Raw genomic sequence first — 22,207 nt, 5'->3', positions numbered from 1 at the left:
TTGAGGACGATTCGTGCTGCGCTGGTCACGGCGCTGGTGGGGGCGGGGCTGGTGACCGGCGCCCAGGTGGCGGCGGCCGCGCCGCCGTCGAGTGAGATCTCGGTCGGTACGACCTCGGTGGCTCCGGGGCAGACCTTCACGATCACTCAGACTCTGAACAACGACCGCGACTTCGACATCATCGGTGCGAAGGCAGGACTGTACGCCAAGGAGCCGGCGTCGCTGCCGAGCCTGATCGACATCGTGGCGTGCCCGGAGGCGTACGCCTGCGACACGCTGGGCAGCAGCGTCCGCGGCGGGTTCCACGAGGTGAAGGCCGGCGAGTCCGTGACGCTGCACTGGACGTTCCGGGTGAAGGACGACGCTCCGGCCGGGACCATCCAGCTCCAGCACCAGTTCATCGGGGAGAACTACGCGTTCGAGATCCTGGACGGGCCGTCGCTGACGATCGAGCCGGCCGCGACGAACGCCGACATCGCGGTCAGCATGACCGCGTCGGTGCGGACGCTGCTCATCTCGCGGATCACCTACACGGTCACGATCAAGAACAACGGTCCGTCCGCGGCGACCGACGTCCGCGTGGTCGGCACGTATCCGAACCGGCTGCTGTACGCCGGTGGCAGCTGCACGCGAGTGGGGACGACGCGGACTGTGAACTGTGATGTGGGCTCGCTGGCCAGTGGCGCGAGTGTGACCCGGACGTTCGCGGCCGACGCAGGCCTGCTCACGATCGGGAAGCTGGTCGCCACCGCCGAGCGGACGGCGAGCTCGCCGGACGACCCGGCGGCCGGCAACGACGAGGCCAGCCGGACCTGCACGGCACTGACCAGCCTGATGGTGCGCTGCTGATCAGCTGGTAGGTCACATCCGGCCGGCGGCCGCGGGTTCTCGAGTCCCGCGGTCGCCGGTCTTTTCGTGGTTTACGCCTTGCATCGATGGGTGGCGCGGGTTTACGGTCCAGGTTAACGTTTAAGTGTGCATTAGTGAGCACTTCTTCAGAACTTGGAGCAGCTATGGTCAGTCGTCGGCGATTCCTGCAGTTGGGCGGTGCCGTGGTCGGGGCGGCTGTCGCCGGTCCCACGCTCGCGGCCTGTGGTGACGGTGGTACGGCGAACGGTGGTGCGAAGGCCTCGAGCGACCTGGCACTGCCGACGTACAAGCCGTTCGAGGGGGTGCGGCCGGATCTGGCCGGCGCGGAGTCGGGGCTCGAGCCCGGGTTCCTGCGGTTCCCGTCGGACGCGACCGCGAGTGTGAAGGCGCCGCCGCTGAAGAACGCGGTGACCGCGCTGACCGAGACGTTCGCGACGCCTCCGCCGCCGATGGGCAGCAACCCGATGTGGCAGTCGCTGAATTCCGCACTCGGTGCCGAGTTGCGGCTCACCATCGGCACCGACCCGGGCTACCCGGAGAAGTTCGCCACGCTGCTGGCCAGCGACTCGCTGCCGGACCTGATGTGGTTGCCGCCGAACCAGGGCATCCCGAACATCGGCCCGATGCTGGAGGCCAAGTTCCAGGACCTGACGACGTACCTCTCGGGTGACGCCGTGCTGGAGTACCCGAACCTCGCCGCGCTGAAGCCGGCGTCGTGGCGGACCGCGGTGGTGAACGGCAAGATCTGGGGCGCGCCGATCCCGTCCACGCCGTTCGGCCAGGTGATGATGGGCAACCCGCGCACGTGGCAGAAGGTCGGCGGTCTGCAGTGCAGCACGGCGGACGAGTTCTTTGCCAAGTGCAAGGAGCTCACCAACGGCACGAACTACGCGCTCGAGCCCGCGATCATCAATATGCTGCACATGTTCGGCGAGTGGTTCGGCGCTCCGAACGGCTGGCGGGTGAACCAGGATCGCTCGCTGACCTACCTGTACGAGACCGACAACTACAAGGCCGCGGTCGAGTACGCCGCCAAGCTGTGGGCCGCGAAGGTCTTCTACCCCGACCTGAACCTGGCCGACGCGACTCCGAAGACCGTGAACGGCCAGATCGCCGCGCAGGTGACGGTCGGCCCGCGGGCGACCGCCGACTTCCGGGCGATGGACCCGACGCTGTTCGTCGACACGATGATCCCGTTCGGTCACGACGGCAAGGCCAAGCCGGTCTACGACATGGGCTACGGCACCGTCGGGTTCACGCCGTTCAAGAAGACCGACGAGGGCCGGATCCGCGAGTTGCTCGCGCTGATGGACTACCTGTCCGCGCCGTTCGGCACCAAGGAGTACCTGCAGAAGAACTTCGGTGTCGAGGGACAGCAGTACCAGCTGGACGGCCAGAAGAATCCCGTGCTGACGAAGGCCGGGACGCAGCAGGGGCCGGGCCTGGTCAGTGCGCTGCAGATCATGACCGCGCCGGAGAGCGTGATCTTCAACCCGGCGTTCCCCGAGGACACCAAGAAGATCTACGCGACCGAGCAGAAGCTGCTCGAGCACGCGATGCGCAACCCGACCGCCGGCACGTACTCCGACACCAGCAGCAAGGTCGGACCGAAGCTGACCGCCGCGTTCCGCGACACGATCGTCGACATCGTCACCGGCCGGCAGACGCTGGACGCGTACGACGAAGCCCTCAAGCGCTGGAAGAACGGCGGCGGCGACAAGATGCGCGACGAGTTCGCCGCCGTCCTGCCGTCGAGCGTGCCGGTCACCGGGTCCTGAGTGATGCTGAAACGAGCCTCCTCGACGACGCGGGTCAAGAGCGGTCTGCCGTTCGCGGTGAAGTGGCGGCGGGACTGGCAGATGGTGCTGCTGATGATCCCCGGGGTTCTGTTCCTGCTGGTGTTCTTCTACCTGCCGGTGCTCGGCAACGTGGTGGCGTTCCAGGACTTCCAGCCGTACCTCGGCATCATGCACAGCGAGTGGAACGGCCTGCAGAACTTCGTCAATCTTTACGACAACCCGGACTTCTGGGACGCGCTGCGCAACACGCTCGTGCTGGCCGCGGTGCAACTGCTGCTGTTCTTCCCGGTCCCGATCGGGCTGGCGCTGATCGTGGACTCGCTGGTCAGCAACCGGGTCCGGCGCTGGTTCCAGACCATCGCCTACCTGCCGCACTTCCTGTCCTGGGTGCTGGTCGTGACGCTGTTCCAGCAGTCGCTCGGTGGAGCGGGGTTCCTGAACAACCTGCTCCGCCAGGCCGGGCTGGATCCGATCCCGTTCATGACCAACCCCGACACCTTCCCGCTGCTGGTGGTCGCGCAGCTGATCTGGAAGGACGCCGGCTGGGCGATGATCATCTTCCTGGCCGCGCTGACCACCGTGGACGTCTCGCTGTACGAGGCGGCCGCGGCCGACGGGGCCGGCCGTTGGCGCCGGCTCTGGCACATCACCCTGCCCTCGCTGCGAACCGTCATCGTGCTGCTGCTGATCTTGCGGATCGGCGACATCCTGAGCGTCGGCTTCGAGCAGTTCATCCTGCAACGCGATTCGGTCGGCCCGGGTGCGGCCGAAGTACTGGACACCTTCACGTACTACGCGGGCGTCGTCGGGGGTGACTGGAGCAGCGGAGCCGCGGCCGGCCTGGCCAAGGGCGTTGTCGGTGCGTTGCTTTTGTGGGGTGCGAACTCGCTCGCTCATCGGCTCGGTGAGCCGGGGATCTTCCAGAGGCGCTCATGAGACCTGTGTGGAAAGAGAATCCGTCGCCGGGCTACCAGGCGATCAAGGCACTCGTCCTGGGTGGCTTCGCGCTGGTGATCGTGATCCCGATCCTGGTGGTGATCTCCACGTCGCTGGCCAGCGATCAGGACATCATCGACGCCGGCGGGTACGTCCTGTGGCCGTCGCATCCGACGATCAAGGCGTACCAGACCTTGTTCAGCGGCGGGCTGATGGGACGGGCGATCCTGGTCAGCGTGTTCGTCACGGTCGTCGGTACGGCGATCGCCGTCGCGGTCACAATCGCCTTGGCCTACGCGACGTCCCGGCCGGTGCTGTTCGGGCGGCCGGTGCTGCTGATGGTGCTGTTCACGCTGCTGTTCGCGCCGGGGATCATCCCGATGTTCCTGGTGGTGAAGCAACTCGGACTGCTGGACAGCCTGTGGTCGCTGATCCTTCCCGGCGCGCTGGGTGCGTTCAACTTCGTTGTGCTGCGGACCTTCTTCATGAACGTGCCGGGCGAACTGCTGGAGAGCGCGCGGATCGACGGCGCCAGCGACTTCACCATCCTGCGCCGGATCGTGATGCCGCTGTCGAAGGCGGTGATCGCGGTGGTCGGGCTGTTCTACGCGGTCGGCTTCTGGAACGCCTTCTTCAACGCGCTGCTGTATCTCAACGACACCTCGAAGTGGCCGGTCCAGGTGATCCTGCGGACGTACGTACTGCAGGGCAAGTCGCTGTCGGCGGACCAACTCGGGGTGGAACCGCTGCCGCAGCCGCAGTCGCTGCAGATGGCCGTGGTGGTGGTCGCACTGGTGCCGATCGTGCTGCTGTACCCGTTCCTGCAGCGACACTTCACCAAGGGCGTCATCACCGGAGCCGTCAAAGGCTGACGGTCTGCGAGAATCGAACGCATGGCGATGGGGCGCACGCAGGACCGGCCGACGCTGCGGATGGTCGCGAAGGAAGCGGGTGTCTCGGTCGCGACCGTGTCCTACGTGCTGTCCGGGCGGCATCGCAGCCACACCATCAAGGACTCGACCGCCGACCGGGTCCGGGAGGCCGCGACCCGGCTCGGCTACCGGCGCAACGACGCGGCCCGCGCGATCCGCACCGGCAAGTCGGACCTGGTCCTGCTCTCACTGAGCGTGCTCGCCGACCCGTGGTCACAGGCGGTCGCGGCCACGGTCAGTACAGCGGTCGGCCCGTACGGGAAGACGGCGCTGATCGTGGCCGACGGCGACTGGCGGACCGTGCTGTCGAACCGGACACCGGACGTGATCTTCATCGACAACGTCAACGCGGACCCGGAGCAGATCGCCGAACTGGAGGCGTTCGCCGCGCAGGGTGTGCAGATCGTGGCGTTCAGCGAGACGCTCGAACCGCGCGGGTTCGACGTGATCCGGTCCGGCGCCGAGCCACGCTGCCACCTGGCCGTCGAGCACCTGCTGAAACACCACGACCGGGTCGGCGCGCTCACCTCGCGGACCTCCGGCTTCGCTCGCTTCGACGCGTACCTGAACACGCTGCGGTCGGCCGGCAAACCGATCCGCGAGGACGACATCGAGATCTTCGAACGTCACCCGGAGGGCGCCTACCGTGCCGCGATGGCCCTGCTGAGCAAGCCGGATCGACCGACCGCGATCTACTGCACGACGGACTTCGCCGCGATCGCCGCCGTCCGCGCGGCGCATCGGCTCCGGATCGACGTACCGCGGGATCTGGCCGTGGTCGGGGTCGGGAACACGCCGGAGGGTGAGCATCTGGATCCGTCGCTGTCGACCGTCGGGCCGGTCGGGTTCAACCAAGCGTTGGCCCGGATCATCGTCGGGCGGCTGACCGATCGTGAGGGTGCGCCCGGCGAGGTCTTCGACTTCCCGTGGCAGCTCATCGTCCGCGATTCGTCGAAGGTGGCTCCTGCTTGAAGGGCTGGGAACCGCTGAAGGGCGGAGAGTCCGACACCTCGCTGTACCGGCGGGGTGACGTCTTCGCCAAATGCTGTCCGCCGGAGGGTGTGCCTGAGCTGCGGGATGAACGGGACCGGGCCGAGTGGCTCGCGGGAACGGCGATTCCCAGCGCGGCCGTCGTGGACTGGGTCGAGTCGGCGGATGGCGCGTGCCTGATGACGACTGCCGTGCCCGGCGTACCGGGGGACTCGCTGGCTGTCGAGGACCACGCGGGCGCGATGGCCGGCCTCGGGCGAGCGGTGCGGGAGTTGCATTCGCTCACCGACTGCCCGTTCGAGCGTCCGCTCGCGTCGGTGGTGGCGCTCGCGGAGGACGTCGTACGGCGGGGTGCGGTGAATCCGGCGTTCCTGACCGACGAGTGGCGCAAGCTCGAGCCGGCGGAGTTGCTCGCGCGAGTTGTTGCCGAGCGCCCCTATGCCGAATCGCTGCAGGAGCTGGCCGTTTGCCACGGCGACCTGTGCCTGCCGAATGTGATCTTCGATCCGTCGACGCTGGAGGTCACCGGGCTGATCGACCTCGGCCGGCTCGGGATCTCCGACCGGTACATCGACCTGGCACTCGCGACCATCCAGATTCACGACGAGTGGTCGGCCGATCCCGCGCCGTTCCTGGCGTCGTACGGCCTGCCGGATCCCGACCAGCGCCGGCTGGAGTTCCACCGGATGCTCGATCCGCTGACCTGGGGCTGACCGCCGTACTGTTGACCGGGTGGGCATCCCGGTCGAGATCATCGCACTCGTGGTCTCGCGGCTGCATGCGTTCGAAGGCCGGCCGCAGGACGGTCCGCGGCCGGATCCCGAGCCGGTGAGCCGGTCCGAGGTCGAGGTGCGCGCGGGGCTGGGCATCGTGGGGGACCGGTACTTCGGGCAGAAGGTGCACCGGAACGCGGCGGTCACCTTCGTGGACGCGGCCTCGCTGGACGAGTTGGCCCGCACCCTCGGGCTCCCGGAGCCGCCGGACCCACACCTCATGCGCCGGAATATCGTCCTGCGCGGCTTTCCAATCGACACCCTGGCCTCGCGCCCTGGCACGCCGGGTCGCCGGTTCAGCATCGACTCCGGTGCGGGCGCGGTGGAGTTCCAGGCTTATCGGCCGGCCAATCCGTGCGCGTGGATGGACGTCGTACTGGCGCCTGGAGCTATGAAGGCTCTGCGCGGGCACGGCGGGGTTCGCACTACTCCGCTGAGTGACGGCATTCTCCGCCTCGGCCCTGCCACGCTCACGTTGCTGGACTGAACTTTCGGGCGGTTTTCGGTGCGGTCGCTTACCGTCAGAGGGTGAGGCTGGCAGTTGGTCTGGTGATGATCGCGGGGCTGGTCGGGTGCAGCGATGTCGCGCCGACCGGCGCGCCGTCACCTACGCAGACACGCTCTGCCAGGCCTACTGCCGCGCCCACCACCCCAGCCGAGAGTCCAGCTCCGACGCCGAAGCCGACACCGACCCCGAAGCCGACCGTCTCCGGCGTGGTCGGCCTCGCGATTCCGGCGATCGGAGTGCGGGGAGTGCGGGTCGTCGCCTACTCGGGTACGGCGGATGATCGCGCCGGGACCCGGATCCAGGATCGTGGCCCAGCGGCGAGTCCACGCGGGCCGGCGGGTGGAGTGGGCCCTGGGCAGATCGGCAACTTCATCGTGACCGGGCACCGGACCAGCCACGAGAAGCCGTTCGCGCGGTTGCCCGAGGTGGTGAACGGCGACCACATCCTGCTCACCGTGGGCGGGACGGTGTACGACTACGTGGTGAACCGGACGATGACGATCTCGTTCCGGAAGCCGGCCGAGAAGGCTCAGCAGAACGCCGCCGTCCCGGGCCGCCCCGGCGTCAAGCCGACCCACGCCATGATCACGATCTCCACCTGCGCCACCCCGGAGGACCACGCCGCCGGCAACTTCTGGTCCGACGACCTCGGCAACCCCGAGCACCGCATCAACAAGATCGGCACTCTCGTCGCCACCCGCAAGGCGTGATCAACCGGTCGGCTGCAGGTCCTGGATCAGCGTGGTCGGCTTGCCCGCCAACGCAGCCGGAGCCAGCTTGCTGATCACCGGAAGCCGCAGTACTCGCAACAGCCCCCGCCGCATCACGAGCTGTGTCTTGGACTCCGGCAGGAACCAGCGTGCCGCCGAGCGGCCGACCTTCTGCTTCTCCTCGGCCAGTGGCCGCCAGATCCGTTCGTACTCCGCCAGTCCGGCCTCGATCGTCGCAGCGCCGATCAGCTTCTCCGCAAGGACGAACGCGCCCGCGATGCCCAGCGACGCACCTTGCCCTGCCAGCAGCGAGACCGCGTACGCCGAGTCGCCGACCAGTGCGACGCGTCCCTTGCTCCAGCTCGGCATCACGATCTGCGCGACCTGGTCGTAGTAGATCTGGTCCACGTCCGGGCACAATGCCAGCGCCTCCGGCACGACCCACCCGAGACCGGCGTAGGCCGACCTGATCGCGGCGCGCGGGTCCTTCGGCAGCGACGGATCCGCCGTCCGGTGGACGGCGAACGACGCCACCCGTCCATCCCGCAACGAGTAGAAACCGAACTGGCTGCCGATCGAGTCGGTCAGGCAGAACCGCCCGTTCACCTCGTCGTGGATGCGCGGCGCCTCGAACGTGTACGCCGCGGTGTGGAATCCGAGCTGCCGCAGGTACGACGTCTCCGGTCCGAAGACCAGCCGGCGCACGGTGGAATGGATGCCGTCGGCACCTATCAGGACGTCCGCGTCGAGCGACGTACCGTCGGCCAGCCCGACCTGCACGCCGTCGGGACTTGGCGTGATGCTTGTCAGAGTCGCGTCGTACCGGAGGTCGACCGCCGTCGGCAGGTGCTCCCGAAGTACTCGCTCGAGATCGGGGCGCATCACGCTGAGGAGAGTGCCTTCGGCGAACTGGCCGAGGCTGATCCCGCCGCGCCGGCGGCCGTGTTCGTCGACCAGGACGGCCTCGCTGACGTGGTAGGCGACCTCTTCGAGCGCGGGCAGCAGTCCCATCGCCCGCATCGCGTCGTACCCCGGGCCGAAGAAGTCGATCATGTAGCCCTGTGCGCGGGGACCCGGCGTGCGTTCGAGCACAGTCACGTCCTGGCCGAGCGAGGCCAGGCGATGGGCCAGGGCCAGACCCGCGATGCCGGCACCGCAGATGATCACGTGCATCAGTCAACTCACCAACCTTCTGAGAACAATCGCCGTACGGTCGTTCCCCGGGCCGAGGCCGCGGTGCAGCAGCAGGCCGTCGATCGTGGCGGCGAGTACGGCGGCGGTCGCGGCCGGTTCGGGGACCTGATGGATCGCCAGCCAGTCGGTCACCCGGGTGCGGAAGTCCGTGACGAGGGCCGCGAGCTGGTCATGGAGCCGCTCGTCGCGGGTCGCGGCGAGGTAGGCCTCGGTGAAGAGCAGGGACATCGGGTCGGTGCCGTCGTAGTGCTCGACCGAGGCGAGCATCGCGTCGACCGCGTCCGCGGGAGTGGCGGCCGCGGTGAAGAGCTGGTCGGTCGCGGCCAGCACCTGGCGCATTGCGATGATCGCTGACTCGGTCAGCACGGCCTGCACCGACGGGAAGTGGTAGTGCACGACACTCGGCGTCACGCCGGCGCGCTCCGCGAGGATGCGCGTGCTCACCGCCGACCAGCCGCGCTCCGGGATCAGCTCCGCAGCGGCGGCGAGCAGCCGTTGCCGCACCTCGGTGCCGCGAGTGGCCGCTGGGGATGCCATCCCGACCTCCTTGGTCGATTGCCCTGAACGGTCGTTCTGTACGATCGCCCTGATTCTGACACCTGCGAAAACCGGCCGGTGTACCGCGGGGGTGTCAGCTGCGGCCGAACTTCCACCACTTCGGCTTGTTCATCTTGATCTCGTCAGCCGTCATCGGCGGCGGGACCGGCGGCCGGGACTCCTCGGTGAGGAAGTTGCCGGACTCGGTGTCGTACGGCGTGACGCCGAGTCGGCGGCTGATCTCCATCACGAGCGGGATCGAGCGCGGGCCGTCGTTCAGGTAGAACGTGATGTCGCGGACCTCGACACCCTTGCCGATCGTCATCTCGACGTCGTACTCCGGACTTCGCAGCGCCAGCCAGGACGGCTTGCTCGCGTCCACGTCGGGCACCACCTCACGGACAACGGCCACCACGTCGGCCGACGTACCGACAGATGGTGGCTCATAGCCGTCGGGAATGTCGTCGAGGCGACGTACGCCTCCTGGCCCTCGCATCGCGTAGACAGCCCAGCTCATCCACGTCCTCGCTTCGCTCCGGGCGCGGATGAGGCACAAATCACGCTGTATTTGACGATGAACTCGCTCCGCTCGTTCATGCCCCCAGCATCCCCTACCTACGCCCCAGGTGCGACAGGCGGTCTCAGAGTTTGCGAGCAGCCAGGATCGCGAAGGTGAGGTACTCGCCCTGGTCGGCCTCGAGCATGTCGAGGGTGCCGTCGCGCTCACCCCGGTACGCCGAGACCGCGCGGGACCAGGCGAGCCAGTCGTCCCAGCCGGACTCCTGCAGCCGCGCCGCGGTGACCTCGACGAGTTCGGTGATCTCCCACTGGAACCGCCACCAGTCCGCGGTGTGCCAGGCGAGCGCCTCCGAGCCGATCAGCTTCTTGATGTGGTCGGGGATGAAGCCGAGGTCGCGGATCTCCTTGCGCAGCGCGGGTGTGGCGACGCCGAGTTGGCCGCCGGGCTTGAGGAAGCTGGTGAGGTAGGCGAGGTAGGTGTCCGCGGTGCCGAAGTACTCGTAGGCGTCGACGCACACGATCGCGTCGAAGAACTCCCGTGCGAACGGCAACGTGTGCGCCTCGGCCTTCACGGTCACGATCCCGTCGGCGCCTTGGGACGCGATGTTCGCGGCCGCCTCGGTCGGGTCCACCCACAGGTCCGCGGCCCACACCTCGACGTCGTACTCCCTCGCCAGGAACACCGAGGTCGTGCCCTTCCCGGACCCGAGATCCAGCACCCGCATCCCCGGCCGCAGTTCGAGGTCCCGCGCGAGATCCTCCAGCAACCACAGGGGATGCGGGCCCATGTCCCCGCCCAGCACCCAGTCGGCGTCGTACCTGTTCGACCGCGGATAGGCCTCTCGCTGCAGTTCCACCATCCGTCCACCCAATCAGAAGACTGAATATCCGCCATCGATTAACAGCACGCTGCCGGTCATGAAGGAGGACGCGGGGCCGGCGAGGTAGACGACGGACGGAGCGATCTCCTCGGGCGTGGCGTAGCGCTGGAGTGGGGCGTCGAGGATCCAGTTCTGGCGGAACTCGGGCTGGTCGACCGGGGACATGTCGGTCTTCACATAGCCGGGGGCGAGCGCGTTGACGCGAATGCCGTGCGGTGCCCACTCGGCGGCCAGGCTGCGGGTCAGGTGGTGGACGGCGGCCTTCGACGCGTTGTACGACGCCTGCCACTGCGGGCGGTTCACGATCCCGGCGGACATGCTGCCGACGTTGACGATCACGCCGCCGCCGGCCTCGATCATGCCGGGGGCGACCGCCGTACTGCAGTTCCACAGTGCGGTCAGGTTGAGGTCGATGACCTGCTGCCACTCCTCCGGCGGGATGTCGAGGGCCGGCCGGTGGATCGCGATTCCGGCGTTGTTGACCAGGATGTCGATCCCGCCCAGTTCCGCGGTCACGTCGGCGACCAGGCGCCGTACCTCGTCCGGAGCGGTGATGTCGGCCTGGATCGCGAGACCACGCCGGCCGCGGGCCTCGATCTCGCCGGCCACCGCGGCGTTCCGCTCGGCGTCCCGGGCGGCGATCGCGACGTCGGCGCCGGCCTCGGCCAGGGCGAGCGCGAAGGCCCGCCCGAGACCGCGGTTCCCGCCGGTGATCAGGGCCCGCTTGCCCGTTAGGGCAAAGGTGTCCAGGACGTTCATGCGCCGCTCCTCTGTCGATGGTTACCCGGAGTAAGTTTCCCTGCTGGACCGGGTCGCGAAACGGTGTCAAAAGCTGCAAACCGGTTCCCGCGACGGTCGTCCAGCGCTTAATATCGCTCGTCGGTCTGGGACAGGGGGTGTTCCGGCCGTTTCTGACGAGTGGGTGGGACCGGCGGAGTCCGGTACTGGGGAGAAGCGGGGAAGCATGGCGGACAAGCCGGCGCCTAAGCCTGGCCATTTTCTGCCCGGCGGCGAGGGGCGCAACACCCCGGCCGACGGTGAATCGCAGCGTGGGTCCACCCCGCTGGCCGCGCCGACGCCGCGGCTCAGCGGCGACGCTCCGGACGCGGCGCCGGTTCTGCGCGGGTCACGGATCGAGTCGAAGCGGACGACCCTGACCGGCAGCCGGCTGGGCCCACCGCCGCCGGACGACCCGGCAGCCGCGGCGTACCAGGCGGTCTTCCACCCCGAGCCGCTCCCGTTCGTCCCGAAGAAGCGGTCCAAGATGATGGTCGCGGGCATCGTGATCGCCGCCGTCCTGATCACCGGTGGCGGTATCGCGCTCGCCACCAAGCTGCTCTCGTCGTACGACGACCTCGTCGCCAACCCGATGGGAACGCCGTCCGTCCGGCCGAGCGACGGCCCGGTCGTGCCGGCCGGCAAGCCGAAGCCGGACGCCGAGGTGGTCAGGCAGAACCCGTTCTACACGGCCGGGAAGCTGCCGGCGGTGAAGTGCCAGGAGCCGGCCTACCGGCCGACCTCGAAGGAGAACGTCTACTCCTACTACCAGGCCCTGATCGCCTGCATGGACAAGGCGTGGAAGCCGATCGTCACCAAGGCCGGGTTCGAGTTCCGGTCACCGCGGCTGATCGTCTTCGACGAGGGCGACGAGACGGCGTGCGGCTTCCAGAAGGACGTCTCGTCGTACTGCCAGGACGACCAGGGCGGCAGCGTGACGATGCCGTGGCAGGACCTGATGGACGAGTACCCGAAGAACAAGGCGCTGGCCCGGGTCCAGATGGCTGAGTCGATGGGCTTCGTGTACGGCGCGCACCTGCAGAACCTGGTCGGCATCTTCGAAGCGTCCGGCAACCTGCGCGACACCGCGGCGAACAAGGCCGGCCAGCTGGAACAGGACCGGCGGGCGGCGCTGCAGGCGAGCTGTTTCTCGGCGGCCTTCTTCGGCGCGGCCAAGGCCAGCTTCCCGCTGCGTGGCGAGCTGCTGCGGCAGTGGACCCTGCTGATCCAGCACGGCGGTGACGAGCACGCCGAGGACAAGGTCCGCGATCACGGCTCCGGCAAGAGCCTGGCGCTGTGGATGAACCAGGGGTTCGCGAGCACCGATCCGGGCACCTGCAACACTTTCGTGGCATCATCCGCGAAGGTCAGTTGACCGTACGGACGAACGAGGGGGACGAGCGATGCCTGAGGAGCACCCTGACGGTGCCGGCGCGCCCGAGCCCGGGCACTTCATGCCCGGCGGCGCCGGCGACGCCTTGCCCGACGGCAGCCGCGCGGGCCTGCGTCCCCTCACCCTGAGCCGCCGGCTGCCGGGCAGCCTCGGCAAGGCTCGCGAACTCCACGGCACCGTCAACCCGGCTGCGCGCCGGAAGGCACAGCCGCTCCCGACCGATCCCGACGCAGCGGGCGGCTACGGCGCGCCTCCGCCTGCGCCGCTCGCCGGCGCTCCGCTGACTCCTTTGACCGGTACCCGTCGCCCCGGCGGATCGCGACCGGTCGGCTGGCACTCACCGGCGTCCCGTTCGGGCGCCCAGTTCTCCGCCGACGCGCCGTTGGTCAAACCCCCGCGGCACTACTCCAAGGCGATCATCACCACCCTGTCCGTCCTCGTCGTCATCATGCTCACGGGCGCAACGATCGGCGGCTTCAAACTCATCGACTCCTACGACAACCCCGTCGCCAACCCGCTGGCGCGGCCGTCGGTCAAGAACACCGAGCCGCCCCTCCCGGTCCCGCCGGACCCCACCGTCACCGTCACGGCCCCGGTCGTCCCGGACCTCGTCCGCCTCCAGAAGAACGAGATCTACAAGGCCGGCAAAGTCGCCTCGGTCGCCTGCAAAGAGCCCGCGATCAAACCGAACTCCCAGTCGGCGATCCTCAAGTACTACAAGGCTCTCCTGCCCTGCCTGAACCAGGCCTGGGCCCCGGTGATCAAGAAGGCCGGGTACGAGTTCCGCGCGCCCAAGGTCGTACTGCAGAGCGGCACGATCGTGGCGTCGTCGTGCGCGGGCGAGGAGAACGTCGCGTATTACTGCCCGTACGACGAGAGCATCAACATCAGCTGGAAGAACGATCTGAAGAACTACCGCAGCGACGCGCTCGGTGCCAGGGTCTGGATGCTGGACACGATGGCGCACGAGTACGGGCACCACGTCCAGAACCTGACCGAGATGCTGACCGCGGCGTCGTCGCGCGAAGGCTGGGCGAAGACCAAGGCCGAGGAACTCGAGTGGAGCCGCCGTACCGAGCTCCAGGCGGGCTGCCTGGGCGCGGCGTTCCTCGGCGCGAACAAGAAGCCGCTCGGCCTGAAGGGCACCAAGCTGGAGGTCTGGGAGTACGAGACCCAGCACAGCGGCGACGAGTACAACCCGAAGAAGATCCGCGACCACGGCTCCCGCAAGAACCACTGGGTCTGGGGCCAGCCCGCCTTCAAGTCCGCCAGCCCGGCCTCTTGTAACACCTTCACCGCTCCCGCCGCCAAGGTCAGCTGAGTGGCCGCCGCGGCGAAGACCGCTGTGCTGGGGGTTCTCGCGGTGGCGGTCGCCGTGATCGCGGGGATCGGTGCTCGGCCGACGGAGTCCGCGGTCGCCGAGCCGGTGTCATCAGGTGCGCCGGTACCCTCCGCGCCGGCACCTTCGGTGCGGGCGGCGCCGGAGCCGACCTGGACGCCGACCGACCCGACGACGCTGGCAAGCAAGACGCGGTTCTATACGACCGGACGGGTGCCGGCGGTGAGCTGCCGGTTGCCGAAGACCTTGGTGCAAACGCGGGCGGGGATGCTCGCGTACGCGCGGACGATGGTCGGGTGTATGCAGCGGGCGTGGCGGCCGGCGGTGCTCAAGACCGGTTTCCTCCTCTACGCTCCCGACGTCGAGGCGTACTCGCTCGACAAGCCGGCCGCGACACCGCTGTGCCGGAACCCGCCGCGGAACACCGACGCGTACTACCTCAGCTCGAACCGGCTGATCTGTTTCGAGTGGCCTTCGTTCGTCGATGGCGAGGACCCGGTCTGGAACCTGATCGCCTTCCAGACCGTGGTCGCACACGAATTCGGCCACCATCTGCAGCAGACCGTCGACATCCTCTCGACGTACGAGTTCGCCCACGCCGGCGGCTCTGCCGCGGTGCAGCTGGAAGACGAACGCCGCCTCGAACTCCAGGCGAGCTGCCTCGGCGCGGCCTTCCTCGGCGCCCACAAACAATCACTCAAGCTGACCGGCCAGCGCCTCGACATGTGGGAGTACCAGGTGGCCCACACCGGCGACGAGTACAACCCCCAGAAGATCCGCGACCACGGCTCTCGCAAGAACCACGGCTATTGGAGCCAGCGCGCCTTCGACTCCAAGAACCCGTCCTCCTGCAACACCTTCGTCGCCCCCGCGAAGAGAGTCAGCTGATGTCCGGTACGGCGAAGGCCGCGGTCCTCGCGATCGTGGCCGTCCTGGTGGCGGCGGTCGAGTGCTCGTCGTTGCCGACCGCGAAGCTGGCGACCGAGCGGGCGATGATCCGTTACGCCAGTGCGTTCGTCGGGTGTCTGAACAGGGTCAGGGCGCCGCTGAACGAAGGTCAAGTTCACCTGAGCTTGAGTTTGAAGCCTTCGTGGGTGTTGAGGAAGCCGAGGCGGTCGTAGAAGCGGTGCGCGGCGGTACGGGATTTGTCGGAGGTCAGCTGGACCAGGGCGCAGCCTCTGGCGCGGGACTCTTCGATGGCCCATTGGATCAGCGTCGTACCCAGGCCGGAGCCGCGGAAGGGCACGGCGACGCGGACGGCTTCGATCAGGCCGCGGGAGGAACCGCGGCGGGACAGGCCCGGGATGATCGTGAGCTGCAGCGTGCCGACCAGTTCGTCGTCGCGTTCGGCGACCATCAGCAGCTGGTTCGGGTCGATGTCGATGCGCTCGAACGCCTCCAGGTACGGCGTCAGGTCGTCGGTCGAATCGCGGGTCGCGCCGAGTTGGTCGTCGGCGATCATCGCGACGATCCCGGCAACGTCGGCGCTGGTGGCGCGGCGGATCACCAGATCATTCATACCGGCAGGATCTCAAATCGCTGAATCGGTTCAGCATTCGGGGTAACGTCCGTAGTACCGAAACGGTGATTGCCTTATGCAAGGACCTTTCGCCGGCACACGCCGGTGTCATCCGTTTGCCCTGCGCAACGAAGGGTACGAGTGATACTGGACACCACTGCATCCGCCCGTGCCGGGGTCGTGTGCGGTGTGCGCGGCAGCGGATGCGGGCCTAGTTCCGGAAAGGGTTGGTCCGATGTCCGCGTTAGCGATCGACTTCACGCAGCCGTTCGAAGATGCCTTCAGCAAGCTTCTCTCATTCGTCCCGAACCTGCTCGGCGGTCTCGTCATCCTGGTGATCGGCTATGTCGTCGCCAAGGTGCTCGGGAAGCTCGTCGGCAAGCTGCTCGGACGGGTCGGGTTCGACCAGTGGATGGAGCGGGCCGGTGTCTCCGGTGTGCTGCAGCGGTCCGGCACGGGGCTGACCGCTTCGGCGATGCTGGGCAAGGTCGTGTTCTGGTTCGTGTTCCTGATCAGCTTCACGATGTTCGCCTCCGCACTCGGCGTACCGGAGATCTCGAACTTCATGAGCGACATGCTCGGCTACATCCCGCGGATCTTCGCCGCGATCGTGATCATCTGCCTGGCGGCGCTGTTCGCGAACTTCCTGGCCGCGATCATCCGGGGTGCCACCGGCAACGAGACGCTCGCCAAGGTGGGCAAGTACGCGATCCTCGTGTACGCCGCGTTCGCCGCGCTGACCCAGCTCGGGATCGCGGTCCAGCTGACCGGCAACACGCTGCTGATCGTGCTCGCGGGTGCGGCGCTCGCCCTCGGCCTCGCTTTCGGCCTCGGGGGCCGCGAGATGGCCGGCCGGGCACTGAGCAATCTCTTCGACCGGGACATGATCAAGAAGCCGGCCACCGGTTCGAACGGTACGACGGCGTACCCGGCCGACGGCGGCTACGAGCCCCAGCCCGGCTACCAGCCCCAGTCCGGCCACCAGCCGCAGGCCGGGTATGAACCTCAGGCCGGTTATGAGACGCAGGCTGGCTATGAGGGTCAGGGCGGCTACCAGGGTCAGCCTGGCTACCAAGGTCAGCCGGGTGAACAGCACCCAGCCACCCACGGCGCTCCCCAGAACGGCGGCTGGTCCAACGGCTCCACCCCCTCCAACAGCAACTGGCAAGGCGGCAACCAACCCTGAGAAATACCCGCGTGCCTCCGTGCGGAGGCACGCGGGGTGTGGGTGTGAGCGGGTGGCGGCCTGTGGGGCAGTTGGCGTGCGCTTGTTTACATCGTGGTGGGGAAGCGGCCGCCTAGGAGGCGGGTGGCGTGTTCGGCGGATTCGACCAGGAGGTCGAGCCAGTCGAGGCAGCGGGCCAGGGGCATGCGGATGGTGGGGCCGCTGATGGTGAGGCAGCCGGCTAGTTCGCCGTTGGCCTTGAAGACGGGGGTGGACAGGCCGGAGGCGCCTTGCTCGCGTTCGCCGATGGTGATGGCGTAGCCGTCGGCGCGGGTCTGCTTGATCACCGCGGCGAGCTCGTCCGCGCTGGTGATCGTGCTGTCGGTGATCGACCCGAGCGGTTGCGCCAGCACCGACTTGGCCAGCTCGTCGTCCCACGCCAGCAGGACGCGGCTGGCCGACCCGGCGTGCAGCGGCATGATCTTGCCGACGTGCATCTCCCGCCGCAGTGCATGGTTCGTCTCGGCCAGCGCCACGCAGACCCGATGCCCCTGCTCGGCCCGGAAGAACGCGGCCGTCTCGCCGGTGGCGTCGCGCAGTTGCCGGAGCAGCGGCACGATCAGGTCGAGTACGTCGACCCCCTTCACCGCCGGCGCGGCCCAGTACGCCATCTTCACGCCGACCCGCACCTGATCGCCCTGCCGGTCGAGGAAGCCGAGCGCGACCATGTTGGTGACGAGTCGCTGCACGGTGGAGGTCGGGAACCCGGTGGCGTCGCGGATCTCGCTGAGCGTCAACGACGGCCGGTCGAGCGAGAACGCATCGAGAATCTCACCGATCTTGCCCAGCACCAGAAGGGGCTGACCGTTCCCACCCACCGGATCCGCAGTCGCCATGGCCTCAGGGTATGCGACCTGCCGTCGCAGCGATCTGTCGCCGATCATCCCTCGATACCTCGCTCAGTACTCCGGATCACGACGCCCAGGGGAAGGATGTCGTACTGGCCTGTGCGCCCTGACCGGCGCGGGAACGGTTCGGCTCGCCGAGCTCGGCCAGCAGCCCGCCCGCCAGCCGAACCAGCTCGCCGAACTTCGCGGGGGTCAGCCAGTCCGGACGAAGCGCGAACACCAGGTCCTCGGTCGCCGTGTTCCCCGCCGCACCCGGCGCGAACGGGCAACCACCCAGTCCGCCGAGCGATCCGTCCACGGTGGTCGCGCCGGCATCGATCGCGGCCAGGCTGTTCGCCACGCCGAGCCCCCAGGTGTCGTGGCCGTGGTACACGATAGGCCGGTCGTCGACGGCGGCCGTCCGGCCGACTAGGTGGTGGACCTGCTCGGGGATCGCCTGGCCGAGGGTGTCGCAGAGTACGACGTCACTGCTCCCGTCCGTGCGCGGATCGAGGACGATGTCCAGGACCCGGCCGGGCGGGACCTCTCCCTCGAACGGGCAGGTGAATGCGGTCGCGATACACAGCTGGACCTCGCCCGACACGTCCGCCGCGAGCTCGAGCGCCTCCGGCAGTGCGGCCAGGCTGTCCTCGGTCGAGCGACCGAGGTTCGCCTGGTTGTGCGTGTCCGACGCCGACAGGCAGTACTGGAAGTTCCGCGCGCCGGCCTCGGCCGCCCGCGAGACGTGCCGCGGCGTCGCGACCCAGATCCAGCACTTGCCCAGCTCCGCGGGCGTAAGCTCGCGGATCACGTCGAGCGTTCCGTCCATCGCCGGCACCAGGTCCGGCCGCGCCATCGACCCGATCTCGAGAGCCGGAACCCCCAACGTCAGCAGGGATCTGACGATCTCGACCTTACGGGCCACGGGCAACGGCTTGCCAGTGAGTTGCAGACCGTCCCGCAGTGTGACATCGCGCAGTACGACGGTCATGACGCCTCCTCCAGGTCTTGCGTACCGCGCCGGATCTCGGCCGCGGTCAGTCCGAGCAACCCGCCGAGGACCTGTTCGGTGTGCTCGCCCAGGTCCGGCCCAAGGCTGCGGATCGGCAGCGATTCCTTGCCGATCACCGGGACCACACCCGGGAAGCCGACGTCCTTCAGCACCTCGGCACCGTTGGAGACGTCGAAGCGCTGGATCATCGCCCGAGCGGCGTACTGCTCGTCCTGGCTGATCTCCCGCGCGGTGTAGATCGGCCCGCACGGGACGCCGGCCACCTCCAGCTCCTCGATCGCGGTCGCCGCCGGCCGACCGGCCGTCCACGCACCGATCGCCTCGTCCAACTCGTCACGACGCGCCCACCGGCCGGCGTTCGACCGCAGGTCGGGGTCATTGGCGAGATCTGCGCGACCGATCAAATCCATCAGCCGCTGGAAGATCCGGTCACCGTTGCCGGCCACGATGATGCTGTCGCCGTCCTGGCACAGGTAGGCGTTCGACGGTGCGATGCCTTCCATCCGGCCGCCGATCCGCTCCCGCAGTACGTCGTACGCCTCGTAGTCGGGGATCAGCGACTCCATCATCGACAGCATCGACTCGTTCAGCGCGACGTCGATCACCCGCTCCGTCAGCGGCGCCGGCGGCAGTCCCGCCGTACGCCGGACATCGCGCTGGAAGAGTGCCATCACTGAACCGAAGCCGGCGTACAACCCGGCGATCGAGTCGCCGATGGAGATGCCGACCCGGGCCGGCGGCCGGTCCGGGTGACCGACGAGCTCGCGGAAGCCGCCGTGCGCCTCGGCGACCGCCGCGAAGCCCGGCCGGTCCGACATCGGCCCGGTCTGCCCGAAGGCGGAGATCCGGGTCAGCACCAGCTCGGGGTTCGCCGCGCTCAGGACCTCGGGGCCAAGGCCCCAGGCCTCGAGCGTGCCCGGCCGGAAGTTCTCCAGTACGACGTCGCAGTGCCGAACCAGCTCGAGCACCGTCCGGCGGCCGAACTCGCTGCGCAGGTCCAGCTCGATCGACTGCTTGTTGCGGTTGATCGTGCGGAAGAGCAGCGACGTGGTCCCGGCGTACAACCGCCAGTTGCGCAGTTCGTCACCGGTGCCGGGCCGTTCGACCTTGATCACCTCGGCGCCGAAGTCCGCCAGCAGGCGTCCGGCCGTCGGGGCGGCGATGTAGTTGCCCAGCTCCAGGACCCGGACTCCGGCCAGTGGCGCCGGCGACTCGCTCGTCGTCATAGCAGTGCTTCTCCAAGGGGTTGGTGGGTCAGAACAGCAGGCTGATCGGCATCAGCAGGAGGATGGCGACCACCGAGGCGACCGACACCCCGATCGTGCAGCTCTTCAACGTGCCGCGGGTGGTCTGGCCCATCAGTGCCTGCAGCAGCCAGAAGGTGTTGCTGGTGACATGCACCGCGAACAGCGAACCTGCACCGGCCGCCAGCGCGATCAGCACCGGGTCGAGGCCGAGTGCCGGGGCGATCGGGGCGAGGATGCCGGCCGCGGTGATCGCGGAGATCGTGACCGAGCCGACGGCGACGTGCAGCGCGGCGGCCATCACCCAGACCACCAGGAGCGGGGCGACGGTGTTCGCACTGAAGTAGCCGCGCAGAATGTCGCCGAGTCCGCCGGCCGCGACCACCGCCGCGAGCGAACCGCCGACCGCGGTCAGGATCAGGATCTGGCCGCTCTCCTTGAACCCGCGGGCGATCGCCTTCTCGACGCGCGGTTGTCCCATCGCGTACCGGCCGATCAGGCAGGTGCCGATCAGACCGACCAGCAGCGCGACGACCGGGTCCGAGATCAGTGCGACGACCTTGTTCTCCCAGTCGGCGGCCTCGGCGATCGCGCCGAAACCGATCAGCACCAGGGCCGACAGCAGCGGGACGAACAACAGGAACAGCGGCGGCTGGCCGGTCTCGTCCATGTCGGCGACATCACCAGTGCCGCTCGCCGAATCAGTGCCACCCACCGATCCGGTACGACGGACGTCCGTCGAACCGCTGCCCCCGCCGACGGTGACGGTCTCCTTCACGTCCTCGTCGATCGCAACCGCCTCGCCGGCGACGGCCTGCTGCTCGTCAACGGCCTCGTTCCAGAAGCCGCGGCGGAACAGGAACGACATGATCGTGATCGCGATCAGCACGGTCGGGATGATCAGCACCAGACCCCAGAGCAGCATCTTCCCGAGCGGGACGTGCAGCAGGGCGGACAGCGCCAGCGCACCGACGCCGGGGACCATCAGGACGATGCCGCACTCGAGGCCGATCGCCAGCGCGGTCGCCATCCGGGCGTTGCCCAGCGGGCCGATCCGCTTCGCCGCCGAGCGGGCCAGCGGAGCCGAGATCACCAGCAGGACGTCGAGGTAGATCGACTGCAGCAGCGTCGCGATGGTGAGCGCCATCGAGTACGGCAGCCGCTTCGGGCCGAACAGTGTGAGCAGGTGCTTGACCAGACGCTCGATCGCGCCGAGCTCCTGCAGGATCGAGCCCATCAAGACACCGAAGGCGATCAGCAGGCCGACCTCGGCCATGATGTCGCCGAAGCCCTTGGTGATGGTCTCGACCGTCTTGTCCAGCCCGAGCTTGCTGACCAGGCCGAGATAGAGCGACCCGACCACCAGCGAGATCACCGGGTTGACCCGGAACCGGACGATGAGGACCACGATGGCGAGGATCGCCACCGCGGTGTTGATCAGTACTCCGACGTCAGAAGTCATGGGGGCAGAAGTCCTTCGAACGGGGATCGCGGGGACGGTGCGGGCATCTTCCGGCTCACAATGTGAACATAGACCCACGAAGTAGGCAAGAGGTTGAACCTGGTACGTCCCTGAAATCTCCCCACAACGACAACGGCGGCCGCTCCCAGAGGGTGCGGCCGCCGTGGCGACGGGTGATCAAGATCTCAGGTTGTCGGTGCTGCTCCGAGTACTCAGTCGGTCGCGGTGTCGGGACCCGCGCGGCGGACGTCCTCGACCTTGGTCATGGCATCGCGCAGGTCGGCGAGCCAGGATTCGCTGTGCTGGGCGACCAGTTTCACGCACCAGCCGAGCGCGTCGCTGCGGGAGCGGGCCACGCCGGCGTCGACGAGAGTGTCGAGCACCTGGCGCTCGGGCTGGCGGAGCCGGGTCATCACCGGCGCGGACAGGGACGTGAAGACCGTCCTGGTCTCGCCGCACCGCACACCCCAGGCGACCTTGCGGCGGGTCGCGTGCTCCAGTTCGCGGGCGATCTCGATCCGGCGCTCCCGGGTGTCCTCCCGGTACTGCTTGATCCGGCCCTCTTCGGCGGCGGACCGCTCCGCCGCGCTCACGTCGTCACTCTGCTCGGGCGCCGCGATCCGGCCGACGACCAGGATCTCGTCCCGGTCGATGCTCAGTTCCGGCTCACCCTCGAACCAGTCGGCCGGCAGCCGTCCGGTCAGCCAGCCTCTCACCCGTTCGCTCTCTGTCTGTGTACTCATGTAATCATGATTACACC

At 68.3% G+C, this 22,207-nt stretch carries 23 protein-coding genes; 12 read left to right on the top strand and 11 right to left on the bottom strand.

Annotated elements, in window-relative coordinates; translation table 11 throughout:
• From E0H75_RS30540 to E0H75_RS30505, 8 genes are all read left to right on the top strand, one after another.
• Complete coding sequence (locus E0H75_RS30540) at positions 1-849, top strand: DUF11 domain-containing protein (RefSeq protein ID WP_202873242.1); 849 nt, start codon at positions 1-3, stop codon at positions 847-849.
• Positions 850-1,013: 164 nt separating this feature from the next.
• Positions 1,014-2,648, top strand: a complete 1,635-nt coding sequence (locus tag E0H75_RS30535) for a type 2 periplasmic-binding domain-containing protein (RefSeq protein ID WP_131517123.1) — start codon at positions 1,014-1,016, stop codon at positions 2,646-2,648.
• 3 nt (positions 2,649-2,651) lie between these two features.
• Positions 2,652-3,605 (top strand): ABC transporter permease, encoded by a 954-nt coding sequence (locus tag E0H75_RS30530; RefSeq protein WP_131517122.1) that lies wholly within the window; start codon positions 2,652-2,654, stop codon positions 3,603-3,605.
• Positions 3,602-4,477 (top strand): carbohydrate ABC transporter permease, encoded by an 876-nt coding sequence (locus E0H75_RS30525; RefSeq protein WP_131353005.1) that lies wholly within the window; start codon positions 3,602-3,604, stop codon positions 4,475-4,477. Before E0H75_RS30530 ends, E0H75_RS30525 begins: the two co-directional genes overlap by 4 nt.
• 21 nt (positions 4,478-4,498) lie before the next feature.
• On the top strand, positions 4,499-5,509 hold the full coding sequence (locus tag E0H75_RS30520) for a LacI family DNA-binding transcriptional regulator (RefSeq protein WP_131517121.1): 1,011 nt from the start codon (positions 4,499-4,501) through the stop codon (positions 5,507-5,509).
• A complete protein-coding gene (locus E0H75_RS30515) occupies positions 5,506-6,240 on the top strand; it encodes an aminoglycoside 3'-phosphotransferase (protein ID WP_131517120.1) in 735 nt (244 codons plus the stop codon). Before E0H75_RS30520 ends, E0H75_RS30515 begins: the two co-directional genes overlap by 4 nt.
• Before the next feature lie 19 nt (positions 6,241-6,259).
• A complete protein-coding gene (locus tag E0H75_RS30510; protein WP_202873241.1) occupies positions 6,260-6,787 on the top strand; it encodes an MOSC domain-containing protein in 528 nt (175 codons plus the stop codon).
• A 41-nt stretch (positions 6,788-6,828) separates the two neighbouring features.
• Complete coding sequence (locus E0H75_RS30505) at positions 6,829-7,518, top strand: class E sortase (protein ID WP_272948939.1); 690 nt, start codon at positions 6,829-6,831, stop codon at positions 7,516-7,518.
• Here E0H75_RS30505 and E0H75_RS30500 read toward each other — a convergent pair whose 3' ends face one another.
• The 5 genes from E0H75_RS30500 to E0H75_RS30480 form a co-directional block, all read right to left on the bottom strand.
• The gene (locus E0H75_RS30500) at positions 7,519-8,691 is read right to left on the bottom strand and encodes an FAD-dependent oxidoreductase (protein ID WP_131517119.1); all 1,173 of its coding nucleotides are present in this window, start codon (positions 8,689-8,691) and stop codon (positions 7,519-7,521) included.
• 3 nt (positions 8,692-8,694) lie between these two features.
• Positions 8,695-9,249 carry a TetR/AcrR family transcriptional regulator gene (locus tag E0H75_RS30495; protein WP_131517118.1) on the bottom strand — a complete coding sequence of 185 codons (555 nt, stop codon included), beginning with the start codon at positions 9,247-9,249 and terminating at the stop codon, positions 8,695-8,697.
• Positions 9,250-9,343: 94 nt separating this feature from the next.
• Positions 9,344-9,766: a hypothetical protein gene (locus E0H75_RS30490; RefSeq protein ID WP_131517117.1), complete on the bottom strand. Its 423-nt coding sequence runs from the start codon at positions 9,764-9,766 to the stop codon at positions 9,344-9,346.
• Between the two features lie 124 nt (positions 9,767-9,890).
• Positions 9,891-10,628: an SAM-dependent methyltransferase gene (locus E0H75_RS30485; protein ID WP_131517116.1), complete on the bottom strand. Its 738-nt coding sequence runs from the start codon at positions 10,626-10,628 to the stop codon at positions 9,891-9,893.
• A gap of 12 nt (positions 10,629-10,640) precedes the next feature.
• Entirely contained in the window at positions 10,641-11,408 is a 768-nt protein-coding gene (locus E0H75_RS30480) for an SDR family NAD(P)-dependent oxidoreductase (protein WP_131517115.1), read from the bottom strand.
• Positions 11,409-11,613: 205 nt separating this feature from the next.
• Here E0H75_RS30480 and E0H75_RS30475 point away from each other — a divergent pair, with 205 nt between their 5' ends.
• The 3 genes from E0H75_RS30475 to E0H75_RS30465 are packed head-to-tail and all read left to right on the top strand — an operon-like array spanning position 11,614 to position 15,046.
• Entirely contained in the window at positions 11,614-12,801 is a 1,188-nt protein-coding gene (locus tag E0H75_RS30475; RefSeq protein WP_131517114.1) for a neutral zinc metallopeptidase, read from the top strand.
• 28 nt (positions 12,802-12,829) lie between these two features.
• Positions 12,830-14,140, top strand: coding sequence for a neutral zinc metallopeptidase (locus E0H75_RS30470; protein WP_131517113.1), 1,311 nt, complete (start codon positions 12,830-12,832; stop codon positions 14,138-14,140).
• Positions 14,141-15,046 (top strand): neutral zinc metallopeptidase, encoded by a 906-nt coding sequence (locus E0H75_RS30465; RefSeq protein WP_131517112.1) that lies wholly within the window; start codon positions 14,141-14,143, stop codon positions 15,044-15,046.
• A 175-nt stretch (positions 15,047-15,221) separates the two neighbouring features.
• On the opposite strand, the gene E0H75_RS30460 is transcribed toward E0H75_RS30465, so the two are convergent.
• Positions 15,222-15,677: a GNAT family N-acetyltransferase gene (locus tag E0H75_RS30460; protein WP_131517111.1), complete on the bottom strand. Its 456-nt coding sequence runs from the start codon at positions 15,675-15,677 to the stop codon at positions 15,222-15,224.
• A gap of 235 nt (positions 15,678-15,912) precedes the next feature.
• Between E0H75_RS30460 and E0H75_RS30455 the strand changes: the two genes are divergently transcribed.
• The gene (locus E0H75_RS30455; RefSeq protein WP_131517110.1) at positions 15,913-16,863 is read left to right on the top strand and encodes a mechanosensitive ion channel family protein; all 951 of its coding nucleotides are present in this window, start codon (positions 15,913-15,915) and stop codon (positions 16,861-16,863) included.
• 86 nt (positions 16,864-16,949) lie between these two features.
• On the opposite strand, the gene E0H75_RS30450 is transcribed toward E0H75_RS30455, so the two are convergent.
• From E0H75_RS30450 to E0H75_RS30430, 5 genes are all read right to left on the bottom strand, one after another.
• Entirely contained in the window at positions 16,950-17,738 is a 789-nt protein-coding gene (locus E0H75_RS30450; protein WP_131517109.1) for an IclR family transcriptional regulator, read from the bottom strand.
• 76 nt (positions 17,739-17,814) lie between these two features.
• Positions 17,815-18,720 (bottom strand): beta/alpha barrel domain-containing protein, encoded by a 906-nt coding sequence (locus tag E0H75_RS30445; protein ID WP_131517108.1) that lies wholly within the window; start codon positions 18,718-18,720, stop codon positions 17,815-17,817.
• The gene (locus E0H75_RS30440; RefSeq protein WP_131517107.1) at positions 18,717-19,967 is read right to left on the bottom strand and encodes a CaiB/BaiF CoA transferase family protein; all 1,251 of its coding nucleotides are present in this window, start codon (positions 19,965-19,967) and stop codon (positions 18,717-18,719) included. The genes E0H75_RS30445 and E0H75_RS30440 overlap by 4 nt, the downstream gene beginning before the upstream one ends.
• A 28-nt stretch (positions 19,968-19,995) precedes the next feature.
• Positions 19,996-21,447 (bottom strand): GntP family permease, encoded by a 1,452-nt coding sequence (locus E0H75_RS30435; protein WP_131517106.1) that lies wholly within the window; start codon positions 21,445-21,447, stop codon positions 19,996-19,998.
• A gap of 212 nt (positions 21,448-21,659) precedes the next feature.
• Positions 21,660-22,190, bottom strand: a complete 531-nt coding sequence (locus tag E0H75_RS30430) for a hypothetical protein (RefSeq protein WP_131517105.1) — start codon at positions 22,188-22,190, stop codon at positions 21,660-21,662.
• Between the last annotated feature and the right edge of the window lie 17 nt (positions 22,191-22,207).

This window comes from Kribbella capetownensis (genome assembly GCF_004331485.1).
Taxonomy (GTDB): domain Bacteria; phylum Actinomycetota; class Actinomycetes; order Propionibacteriales; family Kribbellaceae; genus Kribbella; species Kribbella capetownensis.
Note: the sequence above shows the minus strand (reverse complement) of the source record. Positions and strands in the feature narration are given on the sequence as shown.